The sequence below is a fragment of the Amycolatopsis viridis genome (genome assembly GCF_011758765.1).
Taxonomy (GTDB): Bacteria; Actinomycetota; Actinomycetes; order Mycobacteriales; family Pseudonocardiaceae; genus Amycolatopsis_E; species Amycolatopsis_E viridis.
On sequence record NZ_JAANOU010000001.1, the window covers coordinates 2,392,276 to 2,406,737 of the forward strand.

16 protein-coding genes are annotated in these 14,462 nt (G+C 73.5%); 7 read left to right on the plus strand and 9 right to left on the minus strand.

What is annotated here, in order from left to right; all coding sequences use genetic code 11:
* Window positions 1-77 precede the first annotated feature (77 nt).
* A complete protein-coding gene (locus tag FHX46_RS11865) occupies window positions 78-1,580 on the plus strand; it encodes an FAD-dependent monooxygenase (protein ID WP_167113310.1) in 1,503 nt (500 codons plus the stop codon).
* Between the two features lie 232 nt (window positions 1,581-1,812).
* On the opposite strand, the gene FHX46_RS11870 is transcribed toward FHX46_RS11865, so the two are convergent.
* Window positions 1,813-3,015, minus strand: coding sequence for a M20 family metallopeptidase (locus FHX46_RS11870; protein WP_313886100.1), 1,203 nt, complete (start codon window positions 3,013-3,015; stop codon window positions 1,813-1,815).
* Window positions 3,016-3,188: 173 nt separating this feature from the next.
* Here FHX46_RS11870 and FHX46_RS11875 point away from each other — a divergent pair, with 173 nt between their 5' ends.
* Entirely contained in the window at window positions 3,189-4,028 is an 840-nt protein-coding gene (locus FHX46_RS11875; RefSeq protein ID WP_167113313.1) for an SAM-dependent methyltransferase, read from the plus strand.
* Between the two features lie 20 nt (window positions 4,029-4,048).
* Here FHX46_RS11875 and FHX46_RS11880 read toward each other — a convergent pair whose 3' ends face one another.
* Together FHX46_RS11880 and FHX46_RS11885 are read right to left on the minus strand one after the other, a co-directional pair.
* Window positions 4,049-4,219 carry a hypothetical protein gene (locus tag FHX46_RS11880; RefSeq protein ID WP_167113315.1) on the minus strand — a complete coding sequence of 57 codons (171 nt, stop codon included), beginning with the start codon at window positions 4,217-4,219 and terminating at the stop codon, window positions 4,049-4,051.
* A 29-nt stretch (window positions 4,220-4,248) separates the two neighbouring features.
* Entirely contained in the window at window positions 4,249-4,989 is a 741-nt protein-coding gene (locus tag FHX46_RS11885; RefSeq protein ID WP_167113317.1) for an IclR family transcriptional regulator, read from the minus strand.
* A gap of 109 nt (window positions 4,990-5,098) precedes the next feature.
* On the opposite strand from FHX46_RS11885, the gene FHX46_RS11890 reads away from it, so the two are divergent.
* Together FHX46_RS11890 and dhaL are read left to right on the plus strand one after the other, a co-directional pair.
* Window positions 5,099-6,097: a dihydroxyacetone kinase subunit DhaK gene (locus FHX46_RS11890; RefSeq protein ID WP_167113319.1), complete on the plus strand. Its 999-nt coding sequence runs from the start codon at window positions 5,099-5,101 to the stop codon at window positions 6,095-6,097.
* Window positions 6,098-6,108: 11 nt separating this feature from the next.
* The gene (gene dhaL, locus FHX46_RS11895) at window positions 6,109-6,711 is read left to right on the plus strand and encodes a dihydroxyacetone kinase subunit DhaL (protein WP_167113320.1); all 603 of its coding nucleotides are present in this window, start codon (window positions 6,109-6,111) and stop codon (window positions 6,709-6,711) included.
* A gap of 87 nt (window positions 6,712-6,798) precedes the next feature.
* Here dhaL and FHX46_RS11900 read toward each other — a convergent pair whose 3' ends face one another.
* Window positions 6,799-7,686: an oxygenase MpaB family protein gene (locus tag FHX46_RS11900; protein WP_167113321.1), complete on the minus strand. Its 888-nt coding sequence runs from the start codon at window positions 7,684-7,686 to the stop codon at window positions 6,799-6,801.
* Window positions 7,687-7,734: 48 nt separating this feature from the next.
* Window positions 7,735-8,367, minus strand: coding sequence for a TetR/AcrR family transcriptional regulator (locus FHX46_RS11905; RefSeq protein WP_167113323.1), 633 nt, complete (start codon window positions 8,365-8,367; stop codon window positions 7,735-7,737).
* A 75-nt stretch (window positions 8,368-8,442) separates the two neighbouring features.
* On the opposite strand from FHX46_RS11905, the gene FHX46_RS11910 reads away from it, so the two are divergent.
* Window positions 8,443-9,255, plus strand: a complete 813-nt coding sequence (locus tag FHX46_RS11910; protein ID WP_167113325.1) for an oxygenase MpaB family protein — start codon at window positions 8,443-8,445, stop codon at window positions 9,253-9,255.
* A gap of 18 nt (window positions 9,256-9,273) precedes the next feature.
* Here FHX46_RS11910 and FHX46_RS11915 read toward each other — a convergent pair whose 3' ends face one another.
* From FHX46_RS11915 to FHX46_RS11925, 3 genes are read right to left on the minus strand one after another with little or no spacing between them, the layout of a single operon-like run.
* Complete coding sequence (locus FHX46_RS11915) at window positions 9,274-10,395, minus strand: MAB_1171c family putative transporter (protein WP_167113327.1); 1,122 nt, start codon at window positions 10,393-10,395, stop codon at window positions 9,274-9,276.
* A gap of 32 nt (window positions 10,396-10,427) precedes the next feature.
* Window positions 10,428-10,922, minus strand: a complete 495-nt coding sequence (locus FHX46_RS11920) for a hypothetical protein (protein ID WP_167113328.1) — start codon at window positions 10,920-10,922, stop codon at window positions 10,428-10,430.
* 46 nt (window positions 10,923-10,968) lie between these two features.
* Window positions 10,969-11,415, minus strand: a complete 447-nt coding sequence (locus FHX46_RS11925; protein WP_167113330.1) for a hypothetical protein — start codon at window positions 11,413-11,415, stop codon at window positions 10,969-10,971.
* Window positions 11,416-11,775: 360 nt separating this feature from the next.
* Here FHX46_RS11925 and FHX46_RS11930 point away from each other — a divergent pair, with 360 nt between their 5' ends.
* Both FHX46_RS11930 and FHX46_RS11935 read left to right on the plus strand, forming a co-directional pair.
* Window positions 11,776-12,852 carry a Gfo/Idh/MocA family protein gene (locus tag FHX46_RS11930; protein WP_167113332.1) on the plus strand — a complete coding sequence of 359 codons (1,077 nt, stop codon included), beginning with the start codon at window positions 11,776-11,778 and terminating at the stop codon, window positions 12,850-12,852.
* Between the two features lie 47 nt (window positions 12,853-12,899).
* Window positions 12,900-14,165 carry an ROK family protein gene (locus FHX46_RS11935; protein ID WP_167113334.1) on the plus strand — a complete coding sequence of 422 codons (1,266 nt, stop codon included), beginning with the start codon at window positions 12,900-12,902 and terminating at the stop codon, window positions 14,163-14,165.
* Window positions 14,166-14,234: 69 nt separating this feature from the next.
* On the opposite strand, the gene FHX46_RS11940 is transcribed toward FHX46_RS11935, so the two are convergent.
* Window positions 14,235-14,435, minus strand: a complete 201-nt coding sequence (locus tag FHX46_RS11940) for a cold-shock protein (protein ID WP_020421349.1) — start codon at window positions 14,433-14,435, stop codon at window positions 14,235-14,237.
* Window positions 14,436-14,462 lie beyond the last annotated feature (27 nt).

Here is a 14,462-nt window from a genome sequence, read left to right on the forward strand (position 1 = left end):
CACAGTGTACGGATCGGGTACAGTGTTCCCATAGGCGGGAACGGTGTTCCCGAAAATGTAGCGAGAGGGGAAATCCCATGTCGGACGTGGTGATCGCCGGCGGCGGCTCGGTCGGACTGGCCACCGCCGTGTTCCTCGCGCACCACGGGGTGCGCGCGCACGTGGTGGAGCGCCGCGCGGGTCTGTCGGAGCACCCGCGGGCGCTCGGTCTCAGCCCGCGCACCCTGGAGTTGTTCCGCGAGGCCGGGCTGTCCGCGGCGCTGGACGCCGTGGCCGTGCGGTCGACCGAGCTGTGGAAGGCGGACGCGCGCACGGTGGCGGAGATCGACCGCGAGCACGCGCCGAGCGGGCCGCCGTTCGCGCAGCCGGAACTCTCGCCGGAGACCCCCCGCGGTCACTACCCGCAGGACCGGCTGGACGCGGCCCTGCTGCCGGCCGCGCGCGAGCGGGGTGTGACGGTGGACTTCGGGGTCGCGGTGACGGCGGTGGCCCAGGACGCCGAGGGGGTGTCGGTGACCCTGTCCGACGGCCGGGTGCTGCGGACGCGTTACCTCGTCGGTGCGGACGGGGTCGGCACCGTCGTGCGGCCGGCGGCCGGGATCGGCACCACCGGGCCGGGCGAGGTGGGCGAGCCGGTGCGCAACATCCTGTTCGAGGCCGACCTCGTCGGCTTCTTCGGCGCGATGCCGGCCATGACCGAGATCCGGCACCCCGATGTACGCGGCATGCTGCTCAGCGTCGGCGAGCGGCGGTGGGTGCTGCACACCGGGGCGCCGGGGACGCCGGCGGAGCTGGTGCGCACGGCGCTGGGCGCGGACGCGCCGGCGCGGGTGATCGCGGCGAAGTGGTGGCGGCCCACGCTGCGGATGGCCCAGGAGTTCCGGGCCGGGCGGGTGTTCCTGGTCGGCGACGCGGCCAGGGCCATTCCCCCGCTGGGCGCCTTCGGTCTCAACAGCGGCCTGGCCGACGGGCACAACCTGGCGTGGAAACTGGCGATGGTGCTGGCCGGGCGGGCGGGGGAGAAGCTGCTGGACACCTACCACGACGAGCGGCACGCGGTGTCCGAGCTGGTGACGCGGCAGGCCGTGCTGCGGTGGGAGAACCCGCGCCTGCACTGGGATCCGCGCGCGGTGGCCGAGCGGGCGGCGGCCGGGGCGTGGAACGCCCCGATGGTGACGATGGGCTACCGGTACGACTCGTCGGCCGTGATCGGCGCCGTGGTCGAGCCACCGTCCACGGAGGACGTCTCGGCGAGCCGGGATGGTGCGCCGGGCTCGCTCCTGCCGCACCACTGGGCCGCGCCGGGAGTGTCCACACTGGACCTCGTGCGGTCGGGGTTCACGGTGTTCGCCGCCGGCCCGGACTGGGCGGAGGCCGCGGCCAAGGCCGGAGCGCGGCTCGGCCTGCCCGTGGGCGCGGCGACGGTGCCCAGCCCGGCGTGGCTGTCGACGGTGGGCATCGCGGGCGGCGGGGCGCTGCTGGTGCGCCCGGACGGCTTCGTCGCCTGGCGGTCACCGGTGGCGGTGCCGGAACCGGACGCGGTGCTGGAGCGGGTGCTGGCCCGGGTGACCGGCCGCTGACGACACACCCGGCGGCGGTCGCGCGTGCGAGACCGGGCGGCGACGATCGCGCGGAGATCGGGGCCGCGCTGTGGTGGATGGACCGGGGTGGCGGACGTGCGGTGGAGCGGCGGGGTGCTGCGGCTGATCGCGGACAAGGAAGCCGTGCGGCCGTCGGCCTGCGGCGGGACGGCTTCGAAAGCCGGGGCCGGCGGTTCAAGGAGCTGGGCCTGACCGGCGGCCTCGCGGTGGGTTACCGGCTCTCCCCGCGGGGCCGCGCCTTCCTCGACGGCGGGTGCGCACCGGCCGGTCCGTCCAGTTCGGTCAGCACGGCCGCGGCCAGTGCGGTCCGCTCCAGCATCCCGGCCACGCTGACGTGCTCGTGCCGCGCGTGGGCCCCGTCGCCGACGGCGCCCAGGCCGTCGAGCACCGGAACGCCCAGCGCGGCCACGAAGTTGCCGTCGCTGGCGCCGCCGACCGCGCACTCCCGCAGTGGGACCCCCAGCTGCGCCGCCAGCCCGCGCGCCAGCGTGAACAGCTCGGCGATCCCCGCGGACCGCTCCATCACCGGACGGTTCCACCCGCCCGTCACGGTCACGGTCGCGCGGGGGTCGGCGGCCGTCAGCGCGGCCAGCGCCGCCTCGATCCGCCCGGCCTCCGCTGCGGTGGACACCCGCACGTCGACCTCACCGGAGGCCGACCCGGCGATCACGTTGCCCCGGGTGCCGCCGGAGATCACGCCCACGTTCACCGTCGTCCCGGCCGCCGGATCGGTCAGGCCGTGCAGCGCGAGCACCACGCGCGCGATCTCGTCGACCGCGCTCGCGCCCTTGGCCGGGTCGAGCCCCGCGTGCGCCGCCACGCCCGTCGTGGTGACCCGGTAGATCCCGACGCCCTTGCGCGCCGTCTTCACCGCGCCGCCGGCCGCCGCCTCGAACACCAGCGCCGCCCGCACCCCGGACGCCGCCGACTCGATCACCGGCCGCGACACCGGGCTGCCGATCTCCTCGTCGCCGTTGAGCAGCAGCCGCACCGGCGGCCGCGGCAGGCCCGCCGCGTCCAGCGCCCGCAGCGCCCACACCGCCTGCACCAGCCCGGCCTTCATGTCGAACACGCCCGGCCCGGTCGCCCGGTCACCGTCCACGGTGAACGGCCAGTGCGCGAGTGTCCCCGGTGGCCACACGGTGTCGTAGTGGCACAACAACAGCACCGGTGCCGCGTCCGAACCGGCGTAGTCGTACACTCGGACGTCGCCGAACGGGCCGCCCTTGGTGACCCGCACCGCCGACGGCTCACCGAGCCGGGCGCGCAGCCAGCCGTCCAGCCAGGACAGGCCGGCCTCGAGCAGCAGCCGGTCGGTGCTCGGGGTCTCCAGGCCGGTGCAGGCGGCCAGGTCGTCGATCATCTGCGCGCGGTGTCCCCGCACCCATTCGTGCAACGCCCGCACATCGGTCACGGCAGCGGCTCCAGTTCCCTCGGGTGATCCTCCGGGCACGAGCCTGCGGCCGGCCGGGGCGTCCCGCAAGAGGCCAGGTGGCGGCGTCGCGGCAGGCCGGGACGGCGCTTTCACCGCACGGAGGCGAAGCACTACGCTATGTCGACCCGCCCGCTCGCGAGAAGGTGTACGCAATGGCTTCTTCGCCCAGCCAGGTGCCCGTCGGGGTCGACCCGACCCGCCCGAGCATTGCCCGCATCTACGACGGCTTCCTCGGTGGCAAGGACCACTACGAGGTCGACCGCACGGTCATGCGGAAGATCAACGAGGCGGTCCCGGAAGCGGTCGACATCGCCCGCGGCAACCGCGGCTTCCTCAACCGCGCCTGCCGGTTCCTGGCCAACCAGACCAGGCTGAGCCAGTACCTCGACTGCGGTTCCGGCCTGCCCACCGCGGAGAACACGCACCAGATCGTGCAGCGCGCGAACCCCGAGGCGACCGTCGTCTACGTGGACAACGACCCGGTCGTGCTCGCCCACGGCCGCGCGCTGCTCGAGGAGAACGAGTTCGTCCACATGACCGAGGCGGACATCTTCGAGCCGTCGAAGGTCCTGGACAACGCGGTCGTGCGGCGCCACATCGACTTCGCCGAGCCGCTGGTGCTGTTGCACGTCGGCACCCTGCACCACTTCGAGGGCGACGGTGCGGCCGCCGTCATGCGCCGCTACATCGACGCGCTGCCGTCGGGTTCCTACGTGGTGTTCTCGCACTTCTTCGACCCCGAGGTGCCGGAGCTGACCGAGGTGGCGAAGCGGATCGAGAACATCCTGGTCCACGGGCCGATGGGCGCCGGACGGTTCCGCACCCGCGCGGAGATCCTGGAGATGCTGTCCGGGCTCGAGCTGGTCAAGCCGAACGCGCTGGCCGAGCCGGGCCTGGCGGTGTGCGACGAGTGGTGGCCGGACGGCCCGCGCCTGGCGCCGCTCAGCCTCGCCGCGCAGTGCATCGTCGGGGCGGTCGGCCGCAAGCCGTAAGGCTTTTCCCGGCAGGCGGATCAGGAGTCCTCGCGCTCCTGGTCCGCCGTGTCCGTGCGGTGTTCGTCGTCCGCGGTGGCGCCCCGCGGGCCGAACCCCGGCGCCGGTTCCGGTGCGCCGGGGCCCGCGTCCGCGGCCGCGATGCGCTCCTCGCCCAGGTACGGGTCGGGTTCGAACGGTGAGGTGGTCATGGCCGTGGGGGTACCCGGGCGGGTCCCGGTCATGCCCGTCCCGGCCAGCCCGGCGCGCCCAGCTCACGGGAGATCGCCCTGGCCGCCTCGCGGACCGCGCCGTCGACCGCCGGCCCGGGCGGCCAGTCGGTCATCGGCACCACGACGCCGATCGCGCCGGCCACGTCCTGCCCTGCGTCGAAGATCGGCGCGGCCACGCCGCACTCGCCGATCACCGCCTCCTCCACCTCGGTCGCCAGCGCCTCGCCGCGGATCCGTTCCAGGTGCCCGGCCAGCTCGCCCGGGTCAGTGATCGTGTCCCGGGTCATGCTGCGCAGCGGCTCCGGCGCGAGTTCGGGGGACCAGGCCAGCATCGCCTTGCCCAGCGCGCTCGCGTGGGCGGGGATGACGATCCCGACCTCCGGCATCTGGCGGGAGCCGTCCGGGCGCGGTTCGTGGTGCACGATCATCACCTCGCCGGGCAGCAGGACCCCGGTCCGCACCGCGAACCCGGTGGAGCGGGCCAGCTCTCCGGCCCAGGTCAGTGCCCGGGAGCGGAGTTCGAGGGTGTCCAGGTAGACGTTGCCCAGCTTGAGCACCGCCGGGCCGAGCCGGTAGCGGGCCGAGCCGCGGTCCTGCAGCACCAGGCCGTGGGCCTGGAGCGTCTTGATGATCCCGTGCACTGTGGACGGCGCGAGCCCCAGCCGGGCCGCGATTTCGGACAGGCTCAACCGCCGTTCCGCCCGTAGCACGGCGAGCACGCGGACCGCCCGGTCGACGGACTGGATCATCGGTGCACCCTTCCTGCCCGCACGCACTTTACAACAGGGCCGCCATCGCTCTATCTTCGTACGGAATTCGACGATGTCGAATGTAAGTCGATGATGACGGAGGGGTGGCATGGCAGTACGCCAACTCGTGAACGATCCGGATGACTTCGTGCGGGAGGCGCTGGAGGGGCTCCAGCGGGTCCATCCAGACCTGATCCGGTACCACGAGCACCCGGCGTACGTGATCCGGGCGCAGCAGTCGGACAAGGTCGCGCTGGTCTCCGGCGGTGGTTCCGGGCACGAGCCGCTGCACACCGGGTTCGTCGGTACGGGCATGCTCGACGCCGCGGTCCCCGGGGCGGTCTTCGCCAGTCCGACCGCGTACCAGGTCCGGAGGGCGATAAGCGCGGCCGACCGTGGCCGCGGTGTGTTGCTGATCGTCAAGAACTACACCGGGGACGTGCTGAACTTCCGGATCGCAGCCGAACTGGCCGCCGAGGACGGCATTCAGGTGCGGACCGTCCTGGTCGACGACGATCTCGCCACCGACGGCCAGGAGGACGGCGCGCCCGGGCGGCGCGGCACGGCCGCGGTGGTCGCGGTGGAGAAGATCTGCGGTGCGGCGGCCGAGAACGGCGCCTCGCTCGACGAGGTCGCGGCGCTCGGGGAGCGGGTCGTGAGCTCGGCCCGCACGATGGCGCTGGCGCTGGCCCCGTGCACCCAGCCGGGCCACGACAAGCCCTCGTTCGACCTGCCGGACGGCGAGATCGAGTTCGGTGTCGGTATCCACGGCGAGCACGGGATCGGCCGCCGTCCCTACGCGCCGGTGCGCGAACTGGTCGCCGACCTGACGAAACCGATCGTGGCCGCGCTCGGACTGGACCGCGGCGACCAGGTGATCGCGATCGTCAACGGGCTCGGCTCCACGCACGGCCTGGAGCTGTCCGTGGTGCACCGCGAGCTGTCGGTGTTCCTGGAGGACCTCGGTGTCCGCGTCGGACGCGCGCTGGTCGGTTCCTACGTGACGGCGCTGGACATGCGGGGCTGCTCGATCACGCTGCTGCGTGCCGACGAGGAGTTGCTCGCCCTGTGGGATTCGCCGGTGGCCACCCCGGCCCTGACGTGGTGAAGGAGACGATTGTGGACACTCGGGCGTGGATCGAGCGGTTCGCCGCCGTGATTGACGAGCGCGGAGCGGAACTGACCGAACTGGACCGTCTCGCCGGCGACGGCGACTACGGCACCAACTTGCGGCTCGCCCTGGCGAAGGTGCGCGCGAACCTGGACACGGACGACCCGCGGACCCCGGGTGCGGTGTTCACCTCGGTGTCCAACGCGTTCCTGAACACCGGCGGCACCAGCGGGCCGTTGTTCGGCATGTGGTTCCGCGAGTTCGCCAAGGGCCTGGGCGACGAGGAGCTGTCGGCGCGCAGCCTGAGCGTCGCGGCCAGCGAGGCGGAGGCCACGGTGCGCCGTCTCGGCGGTGCCGAGGTCGGTCACAAGACCATGGTCGACGCGATGGTGCCGGCGGCGCAGGCGCTGACCGCCGCGGCCGAGCGGAAGGCCGACGTGGAGACCGCGCTGAAGGACGCCGCGGAAGCGGCGCAGGTTGGTGCCCTCTCCACGGAGGAGCTGCTGGCCAAGCGCGGCCGGGCCAGCTACGTGGGCGAGCACGCCCGCGGCGTCGTGGACCCCGGTGCGCTGACCGTGGCGTGGTTCTTCGAGGCCGCCACCGCCGCGTGACACCCGGGGTGGCGCGGCCCCCTGGGGGTGGGCCGCGCCGCCCCGTTCTCCCCGGGTTCGCCGGACGGCGGACCCGGGGAGAAGCCGTCAGCGGGACCGGCGGCGCAGCAGAGCCGGATCGATGTCCGCCGGTGGCCCGGCGGCGCCGAGGTCCGACGGCGAGTAGCCCGTGGGGTAGCCGGGGTAGCTGCGCACCTTCGAGTGCAGCAGCTTGGACTTGCGGCGCGGCGGAAGCGGCCGCACCAGCGCCGCCCGCGCGCGCAGCCCGGCCTGCACCGCGTGACCGGCCCAGGCCGGGGCCGGGCCGAACCCGAACGCCGCGAGCATCCGGTCGTCCAGCAGGCTGCGCACGCCCAGCGCCACGGCGGGCCGGACCGGCTTCGGGAACCAGGAGCAGAACAGGTCCACCGTGTACCGGCCGATCCGGTGGTTGTCCGGCGAGGGGACGAAGTTCGCCTCCTCGTAAGCGTCCTTGAACTCGCGGAACGCGTCGAAGTCGCCGGGGATGTCCTTGATCCCCATGCGCCGGCCGACCTCGCGGAAGTAGAAGTACGCGGCCTGCCGTTCGTTCTCGTGCAGCCGCCGCCACCCGAACTCGTCGATCCAGTCGACCGGGTCGTAGACGAACGTCGACAGCACGTACCGCATGTCGTCGTTGCTGATGCGGTACCGGCCGTGCATCCGGTTGATCGTGCTCAGCGCTTCCCGGCCCCGTGGCGAGTCGTACCCGTGCTCGGCCAGTTCCGCCATCAGCACGGCGGTGTCGTCGTAGCGCTTCTGCGGCCGCTGCTCGAACTCGCCGGTCGCGGCGAGCAGGTGCGAGATGCTCGGCACGCAGTAGGTCCGGAACAGGGCGAACTCCAGCGCCCGCTGGTAGTCCCAGGGGAACTCGAAGCCGATGGAGATCCGGTAGATCTCCTGGTGGTCCCGCTCCGGGTCGCACCGCGCGATCCGGCGCAACCAGTACCCGCTCATCCCCAGCCTCCTCGTGATCCCCGTTCGACGGTGCTTCCCCCGCACTCGCTACCCAGCCGTTCCCGCGATCCGCGACACGGCCAGGAAGACCTCGGTGCAGTGCTCCACCAGGTCCTCTTCGGACAGTGGGAGGGTGCCCTCCAGCCACGAGGTCAGCGCCTGCGACAGCCCGCCGACCAGCATCTCGGCGAACAGGTCGAGCCGCGCGGTGGAGGGCATTCCGTAGAACTCACGTGCCTGCAGGCCCAGCAGCGCGGCGAACCAGCGCGCGGCGGCGGCGCGCCGCTCGGCGAGGACGGTGTCGTGCAGCGCCGGGGAGAACAGCAGGAAGCCGGTGCGCGGGTCCTCGGCGATCGTGCGGACCAGTCGGCTCAGCCCGGCGTGGGTCTTGGCCCTGGCGTCGCCTGGTGCGTTCTGGACGGCGTCGAGGGTCGTCGCGGCGATGCCCTCGACCACCCGGTCGTGGACCGCCACGGCGAGCGCGTTCCGGTCGGCGAAGTTCTCGTAGAAGTACCGCGCGGCCAGCCCGGCCCGCCGGCACACCCCCCGCACCGTGAGGTTCCGGTCGCCCTCGCGCGCGCCGAGCAGCTCCAGGCCGGCTTCGAGGAGCTGCGCGCGGCGCTCGGCCCGCCGGTCCTCGCCGGCGACGCCGCCGTAGGTGCGCAGCGATGTCGGTTCCACGTCCTCATCTTGACAGGGCCGATCGGGGCGCGCTGCAATATCTGCGAACAGGCGTGCGCACATCGGAGGCCGACGATGCCCCGGGCCACCACCCGCCTCGGCGACGCCGTGCTCGGCGCCGGCCTCCTGGCCGGTTCCGCGAACGTGATCATGCAGCTCGCGCACCCGTCCGTCGGCCACGGCGTGGTGGAGAGCCGCGTGGCCCGCGGGAACCTGTACCGGCACCCGGTCAAGCGGAGCCGGACCACCGTGACCTACCTGGCCGTCGCCGCGCTCGGCACCGAGGAGGAGCGCCGGGCCTACCGCAGGGCGGTCAACGCCGCACACGCCGGCGTGCGCTCCACCGCGGCCAGCCCGGTGCCCTACCACGCCTGCGACCCGGAGCTCCAGTTGTGGGTCGCCGCGTGCCTCTACCGGGGCTTCGAGGACGTCCACGAGGCGTTCCTCGGCCCGCTGGCGGACCCGGACGGCGAGATCTACCGGAGTTCGGCCGTCCTGGGCACGACGTTGCAGGTCCGGCAGGACATGTGGCCGCCGGACCGGGCGGCGTTCGAGGAGTACTGGCGCACGGCGGTCGAGCAGATCTCGATCGACCCGGTGGTGCGCGAGTACCTGATGGGGATCGCGGAGCTGAAGTTCCTGCCCGAGGTCGTCAGCCGGGCGCTCGGGCCAGTCCACCGGTTCGTCACCACCGGGTTCCTGCCCGCCCGCTTCCGGGACGAGATGCAGCTCGGCTGGACGCCCCGCGACCAGCGCCGGTTCGACCGGCTGTGCCGGGTGGTCGCCCTCGCGGTGCGGCTGTCGCCCCCGCCGGTGCGGGCGTTCCCGTTCAACGTCTGCCTGTGGGACCTGCGGCGCCGTCTGCGCACCGGCCGGCCGCTCGTCTGACCGCCGCGCGGCGGGCCGCTACCGCTGACGTTGTGGCTCCTGGCGGAACGCCCGCACCAGCGGGGAGTCCCAGTGCTCGGCGAGGGTGAGGGCGAAGGCGACCTCGTCGGCCCACTCCGTGCCCGACTCGCTCGCCGGGGCCGCGGTCGCCCGGGGCGCTTCCCCGCGTGCCTTCGCCGCTTGGGCGAGTGGCAGCCAGCAGGCGGCGGCGAGGGCTTCCGCGCCGGGCCGGCCGCGCACGTGCGCCCGGGCCGCCTCGATCGTGTCCGCACCCGCGTAGCCGGCCAGGACCAGGATCGCGTCCCGGATCTCGATGATCCGCCGGTACAGCCGCAGGTCGCTCGCCCAGTGACCGCTCTCCGGCAGGTGGACGTGCGGCACCGAGGCGACCAGCTGCCGCCACACCGGTTCCAGCCGCCGCGCCGTCCGGCGGTCGCACGCGGCGCGGTGCATCCGCAGCAGCTGCGGCAACGCCACGCCGATCGCCATGATCCACGCGGTGAGGCCGGCGTTGAGGGAGAACGCCGCGCCCAGCCACGGGGACCGGGTCACCAGGTAGGCGGGCGCGACCACGCCCCAGAAGACCGTGGACGAGGCGAATCCCGCGGTGAGCATGGACAAGCCCGCGCACAGCGGCCGCGTCGTGGCGCGCTGCGCGTACCGGGCGCACAGCACGGCGGCCGGGGCGGTGCCCAGGACATGCGCCAGGCACAGCAGCCACCAGAACAGGCCGAACCAGGGCACATCGCCCGGGGTGACGCAGCCCGTGGTGGCGGCGCCGGTGGTGAGCAGCACCAGGGTGGTGCCGGCTACGGCCGCGGCGCCGTAGACGAGCAGCGGGCGGCGGCGGGAGGTGGCGGCCAGGACGAAGTCGAGGATGAGGGCGGAGCTGATGACGCCCCAGACGTTCGTCACGATCCCGCAGCTGGTGCCGAGCCGGAAGGCGCGCTCGAGCAGCCCGGCCACCGGATCGAGGGCGATGGTGATCGAGGTGGCGAGGCTCGCGAGCGCGATCAGCATGCGCCGCCGCGGCGGCGAGCGCAGGGCGGCCGGGGCGCGCACGACCAGCGCCGCCCAGAGCGCGAGGGTGCCGGGAACGAGGACGTCGGTGCCCACGGTCTCCAGGTCCGCCGGGCTCACCGCGCACCCCGGCAGCGGCCGCTCCCCGGCACCTACGTCCCCCGCAGGCCGAGCGCCGTTTCGAACTCGGCGAGCGCTCCGGTCGTCGTCCAGCTCGCGCGTGCCCGTGCCGCGGTCCGGATGAGGCTCGCCACCAGCTCGGCCTCCTGCTCGTCCTCCGTGGTGTACCCGGTGCGGGCCAGCAGCCGCTGGATCAGCTCGGGGGACAGGTCCGGCAGCACGCGGGCCAGCGGGTGGGCGCCGTCGCCGGGGTGGTCGCACAGCAGGTGCCCGATCTCGTGCAGCACGATGTGGTCCCGGTGCACCCGGCTGGTCCTGTCCTCGACGTAGATCACGTCCGCGGAGGCCAGCCGGATCCAGGCCCCGCACGCGCCGGTGCCCGGGCCCGGCGGCAGGGCGCGGACGTGGATCGGCCGCCCGCGCCGCCGGGCCAGGGCGTCCACCAGCGCCGGCACGGAGAACGGTGCGGGCAGCGGCAGCTCCGCCACCAGGGCCTGGCACCGCCGCAGCCCGCGTCGTGTCATCATGTCGCCGCCGTCACCTCCGCTCGGTCCGCGAAGGCACCTGCACGGCCTACGCGCCCGGCTCGTCGTCCGGCTGCCCGGCCGGCGGCCCGAGCCGCTCGATCTTGCGGGCCTCGGTGACCATGGCCAGCAGCGCGTCCAGCGTATCGTCGGACAGCCCCTCCGCGCGCAGCGCGATCGACCGCACCTTGTGGTTGCGCAGTGCCCGCGCCAGTTCGAGCTGGGTGTCGACGCGCGAGGCCACCGCGTCGTCCAGGAAGTACTCCGGCGGCACCCCGAAGAAGGCGGCGAGCGTGCCCAGCGTCTCCTGCGTCAGGTTGCGCTTGCGGCCGCTGGCCAGCTCCCACAGGTAGGTGCTCGACAACGTCGACCCGGTGCGTTCCCGGATCTGCGCCGCGAGCTTGGCGTACCCGGGCCTGCCCTCGGGGTAAAGGGTGCCGATCAGGTGCGTGATCTTGGCGGCGAGGGAGCCGCCCTCGTGCCCGCCGTCGTCCATGGGGTTCCTCGCGCTCGAAGGGTGCGTCCGCGTCAGCGGACACCCGGTGGTCGGCTGCCATTCTCAGTCAGCCGGAAGCCGTTGACAAACACTCCCGCCCTGCCCCTATTCTGACCGACGTCGTCCGCTTCAGCGGATGCGCGGCCGGCGGGGCCTGGGGGCTCGCCGGCTTGTTTCGTGCCCGGAGCCGTTCAGCGTGCGCGTGCGCCGGGGAAGCGGTTATGATGGTGGAGGCGTCGTTCTCCCAGTGACCCCCAGGCTGGTCGAGGACGACGCCCCTTTTTTCGCCTTGACTTTTGTTCAATTTGTGCATTAGATGAATTCAGTAGTGCAGAAGATCTGCCGACAGGGGGAGAAGTGGTGAGCGAGCCGTTGCGCGCCGGGGTCATTGGTGCGGGGTTCATCGGAGCCGTGCACGCCCGCGCCGTGCGCACCCTGGGCCAGGACCTGGTCGCGGTCGCTGCCTCCACACCCGCGCGGTCCCGGGAGGCCGCGGCGGAACTGGGCGCCCGCACCGCCGTCGACAGCGCCGAGGAGCTCGCGGCCGCGCCGGAGGTCGACGTGGTGCACATCTGCACCCCGAACGCGCTGCACGCCCCGCTCACCCGGATCGCGCTCGCCGCCGGCAAGCACGTCGTGCTGGAGAAGCCGGTGGGCATGAACACCGCCGAGGTGGCCGACCTCCGGCAGCGCTGGCGCGACACGGACCGGGTGGTGGCCGTCCCGTTCGCCTACCGCTTCTACCCGGTGGTGCGCGAGATGCGGGAGCGGCTGGGCGGCGCGCGGATCCGTCTGGTCCACGGCGTCTACCTGCAGGACTGGCTCTCCCGTGACACCGACACGAACTGGCGGGTGCGGTCCGAGCTGGGCGGCCCCTCCCGCGCCTTCGGCGACATCGGCGTGCACTGGTGCGACCTGGCGGAATTCGTCACCGGACAGCGGATCGCGCGGGTGCACGCCGTCCTGCCGCGCGCCGTGCCGGTGCGCGCCGGGTCCGAAGTGGACACCGAGGACGCGGCGCTGGTGCAGTTCGAGACCGGCCAGGGCGTGTTCGGCTCCGCCGTGATCAGCCAGATCTCCCCTGGCCGCCGCAACCAGCTCCAGCTGCGCGTCGACACCCCGGACACCGAGTACGCCTTCGACCAGCACGATCCGGAGATCCTGTGGATGGGCCGCCGGGACGGCACGCGCATCCTGCACCGCGGCGACCCCGGCCTCGGCCCGGACGCGACGTCCCGCAACCTCGTCCCCGCCGGTCACCCGCAGGGTTATCTCGACTCCTTCACCGGTTTCGTCGCCGACGCCTACGCCGCGATGCGCGGCGAGAAGCCCGACGGGCTGCCGACGCTGGCGGACGGGGCGCGCGCCGCGGCGATCACGGAGGCGGTCCTGGCGTCCGCGGCCCGCCGCGACTGGGTGGACGTCACGCCCGGCTGACCCCGGGTTTGGTACGAATTCTCCGGTAGTTGAGCGAAGGGACCGCCGTGACCGCAACCATCCCGTCCGACCAGCTCGACGATCTGGTCCAGGTGCTCGACCTGGTGCGCTCCGGCACCGCCCGGACCCGTCCCGAGCTGGGCCGCCGGTCCGGGCTGGGGCGCACGGTCATCAGCCAGCGCGTCGGCCACCTGATGCGCGCCGGGCTGCTCGAGGACGGTGAGCTCGGCCCCTCCAGCGGCGGCCGCGCGCCGCGCGAACTGCGCTTCCGGTCCGGAGCCGGGGTGATCCTCACCGCCGAACTGGGCGCGACCAGCATCAACGCCGGGCTCACCGACCTGGCCGGGAACCTGCTCGCCCAGCGCACCGAGCCCACGGATGTCGCGCGCGGTCCGGAGCCGGTGCTGGCCCAGGTCGGCGCGCTGTTCGACGAGCTGCTGGCCGCCCGGCCGGACGCGGTGGTGTGGGGCGTCGGCATCGGGCTGCCCGGACCGGTGGAGTTCGCCACCGGCCGGCCGAGCGCCCCGCCGATCATGCCGGGCTGGGACGGCTACCCGGTGCGTGACCACTTCGCACGGCGGCACCACGCGCCGGTGTGGGTGGACAACGAGGTCAACACGATGACACTGGGCGAGTTCCGGGCGGGCGTGGCGGCCGGGGCCGGCGACTACCTCTACGTGAAGATCGGCACCGGGATCGGCGCCGGGCTCATCTCCGGCGGCCGCCTGCACCGCGGCAGCCAGGGCTGCGCCGGCGACATCGGGCACACCGCGGCGCGTGCCGACACCACGGTCGTGTGCCGGTGCGGCAACATCGGCTGCCTGGAAGCACTGGCCGGTGGGGCGGCGCTGGCCCGCGACGGCGAGGCCGCGGCGAAGGAGGGCCGCAGCCCGGTCCTGGCCGAGCGGCTCGCTGCCGGTGGCGTGGTGACCGCGGAGGACGTGGCGTGGGCCGCGCAGAACGGCGACCGCGCGGCGCTGGAGCTGATCCAGCGCGCCGGGCGGCTGATCGGCGACCAGCTGGCGATGCTGGTCAGTTTCTTCAACCCGTCGCTGCTGCTGATCGGCGGCGGCGTGGCCGGCGCGGGCGACCACCTGCTCGCCACGATCCGCGAGGTGATCTACGGGCGGTCGCTGCCCCTGGCGACGCGGGACCTGCGGATCGTGCGCTCGTCGCTGGGCGAGAAGGCCGGCGTGGTGGGCGCGGCGTTCATGGTGCTGGACGAGCTGTTCACCCGTGACCGGCTGGCGCGCTGGATCGACGCGGGCAGTCCGGCGGGGCTGCCCGAGCTGGCCGAGGCCGACCGGGCCTGACCGGGCGGGAATGCCGACGGGCCGGCCCCCGTTCGGGGAACCGGCCCGTCGAAAACCGTGAGCGGGAGGTCAGACGATGCTGACCCGGCTCGCCTGGGGGCCCTTGGCGCCCTGCGTGATCTCGAAGGTCACCTGCTGGTTCTCTTCAAGGCTGCGGAAGCCGTTGCCGTCGATCTCCGAGTAGTGGACGAAGACGTCGGGGCCGCTCTCCTGCGCGATGAAGCCGAAGCCCTTTTCGGCGTTGAACCATTTGACGGTGCCCTGTGCCATGTGTTTCTCCTTGATTTTCTTTCTTCT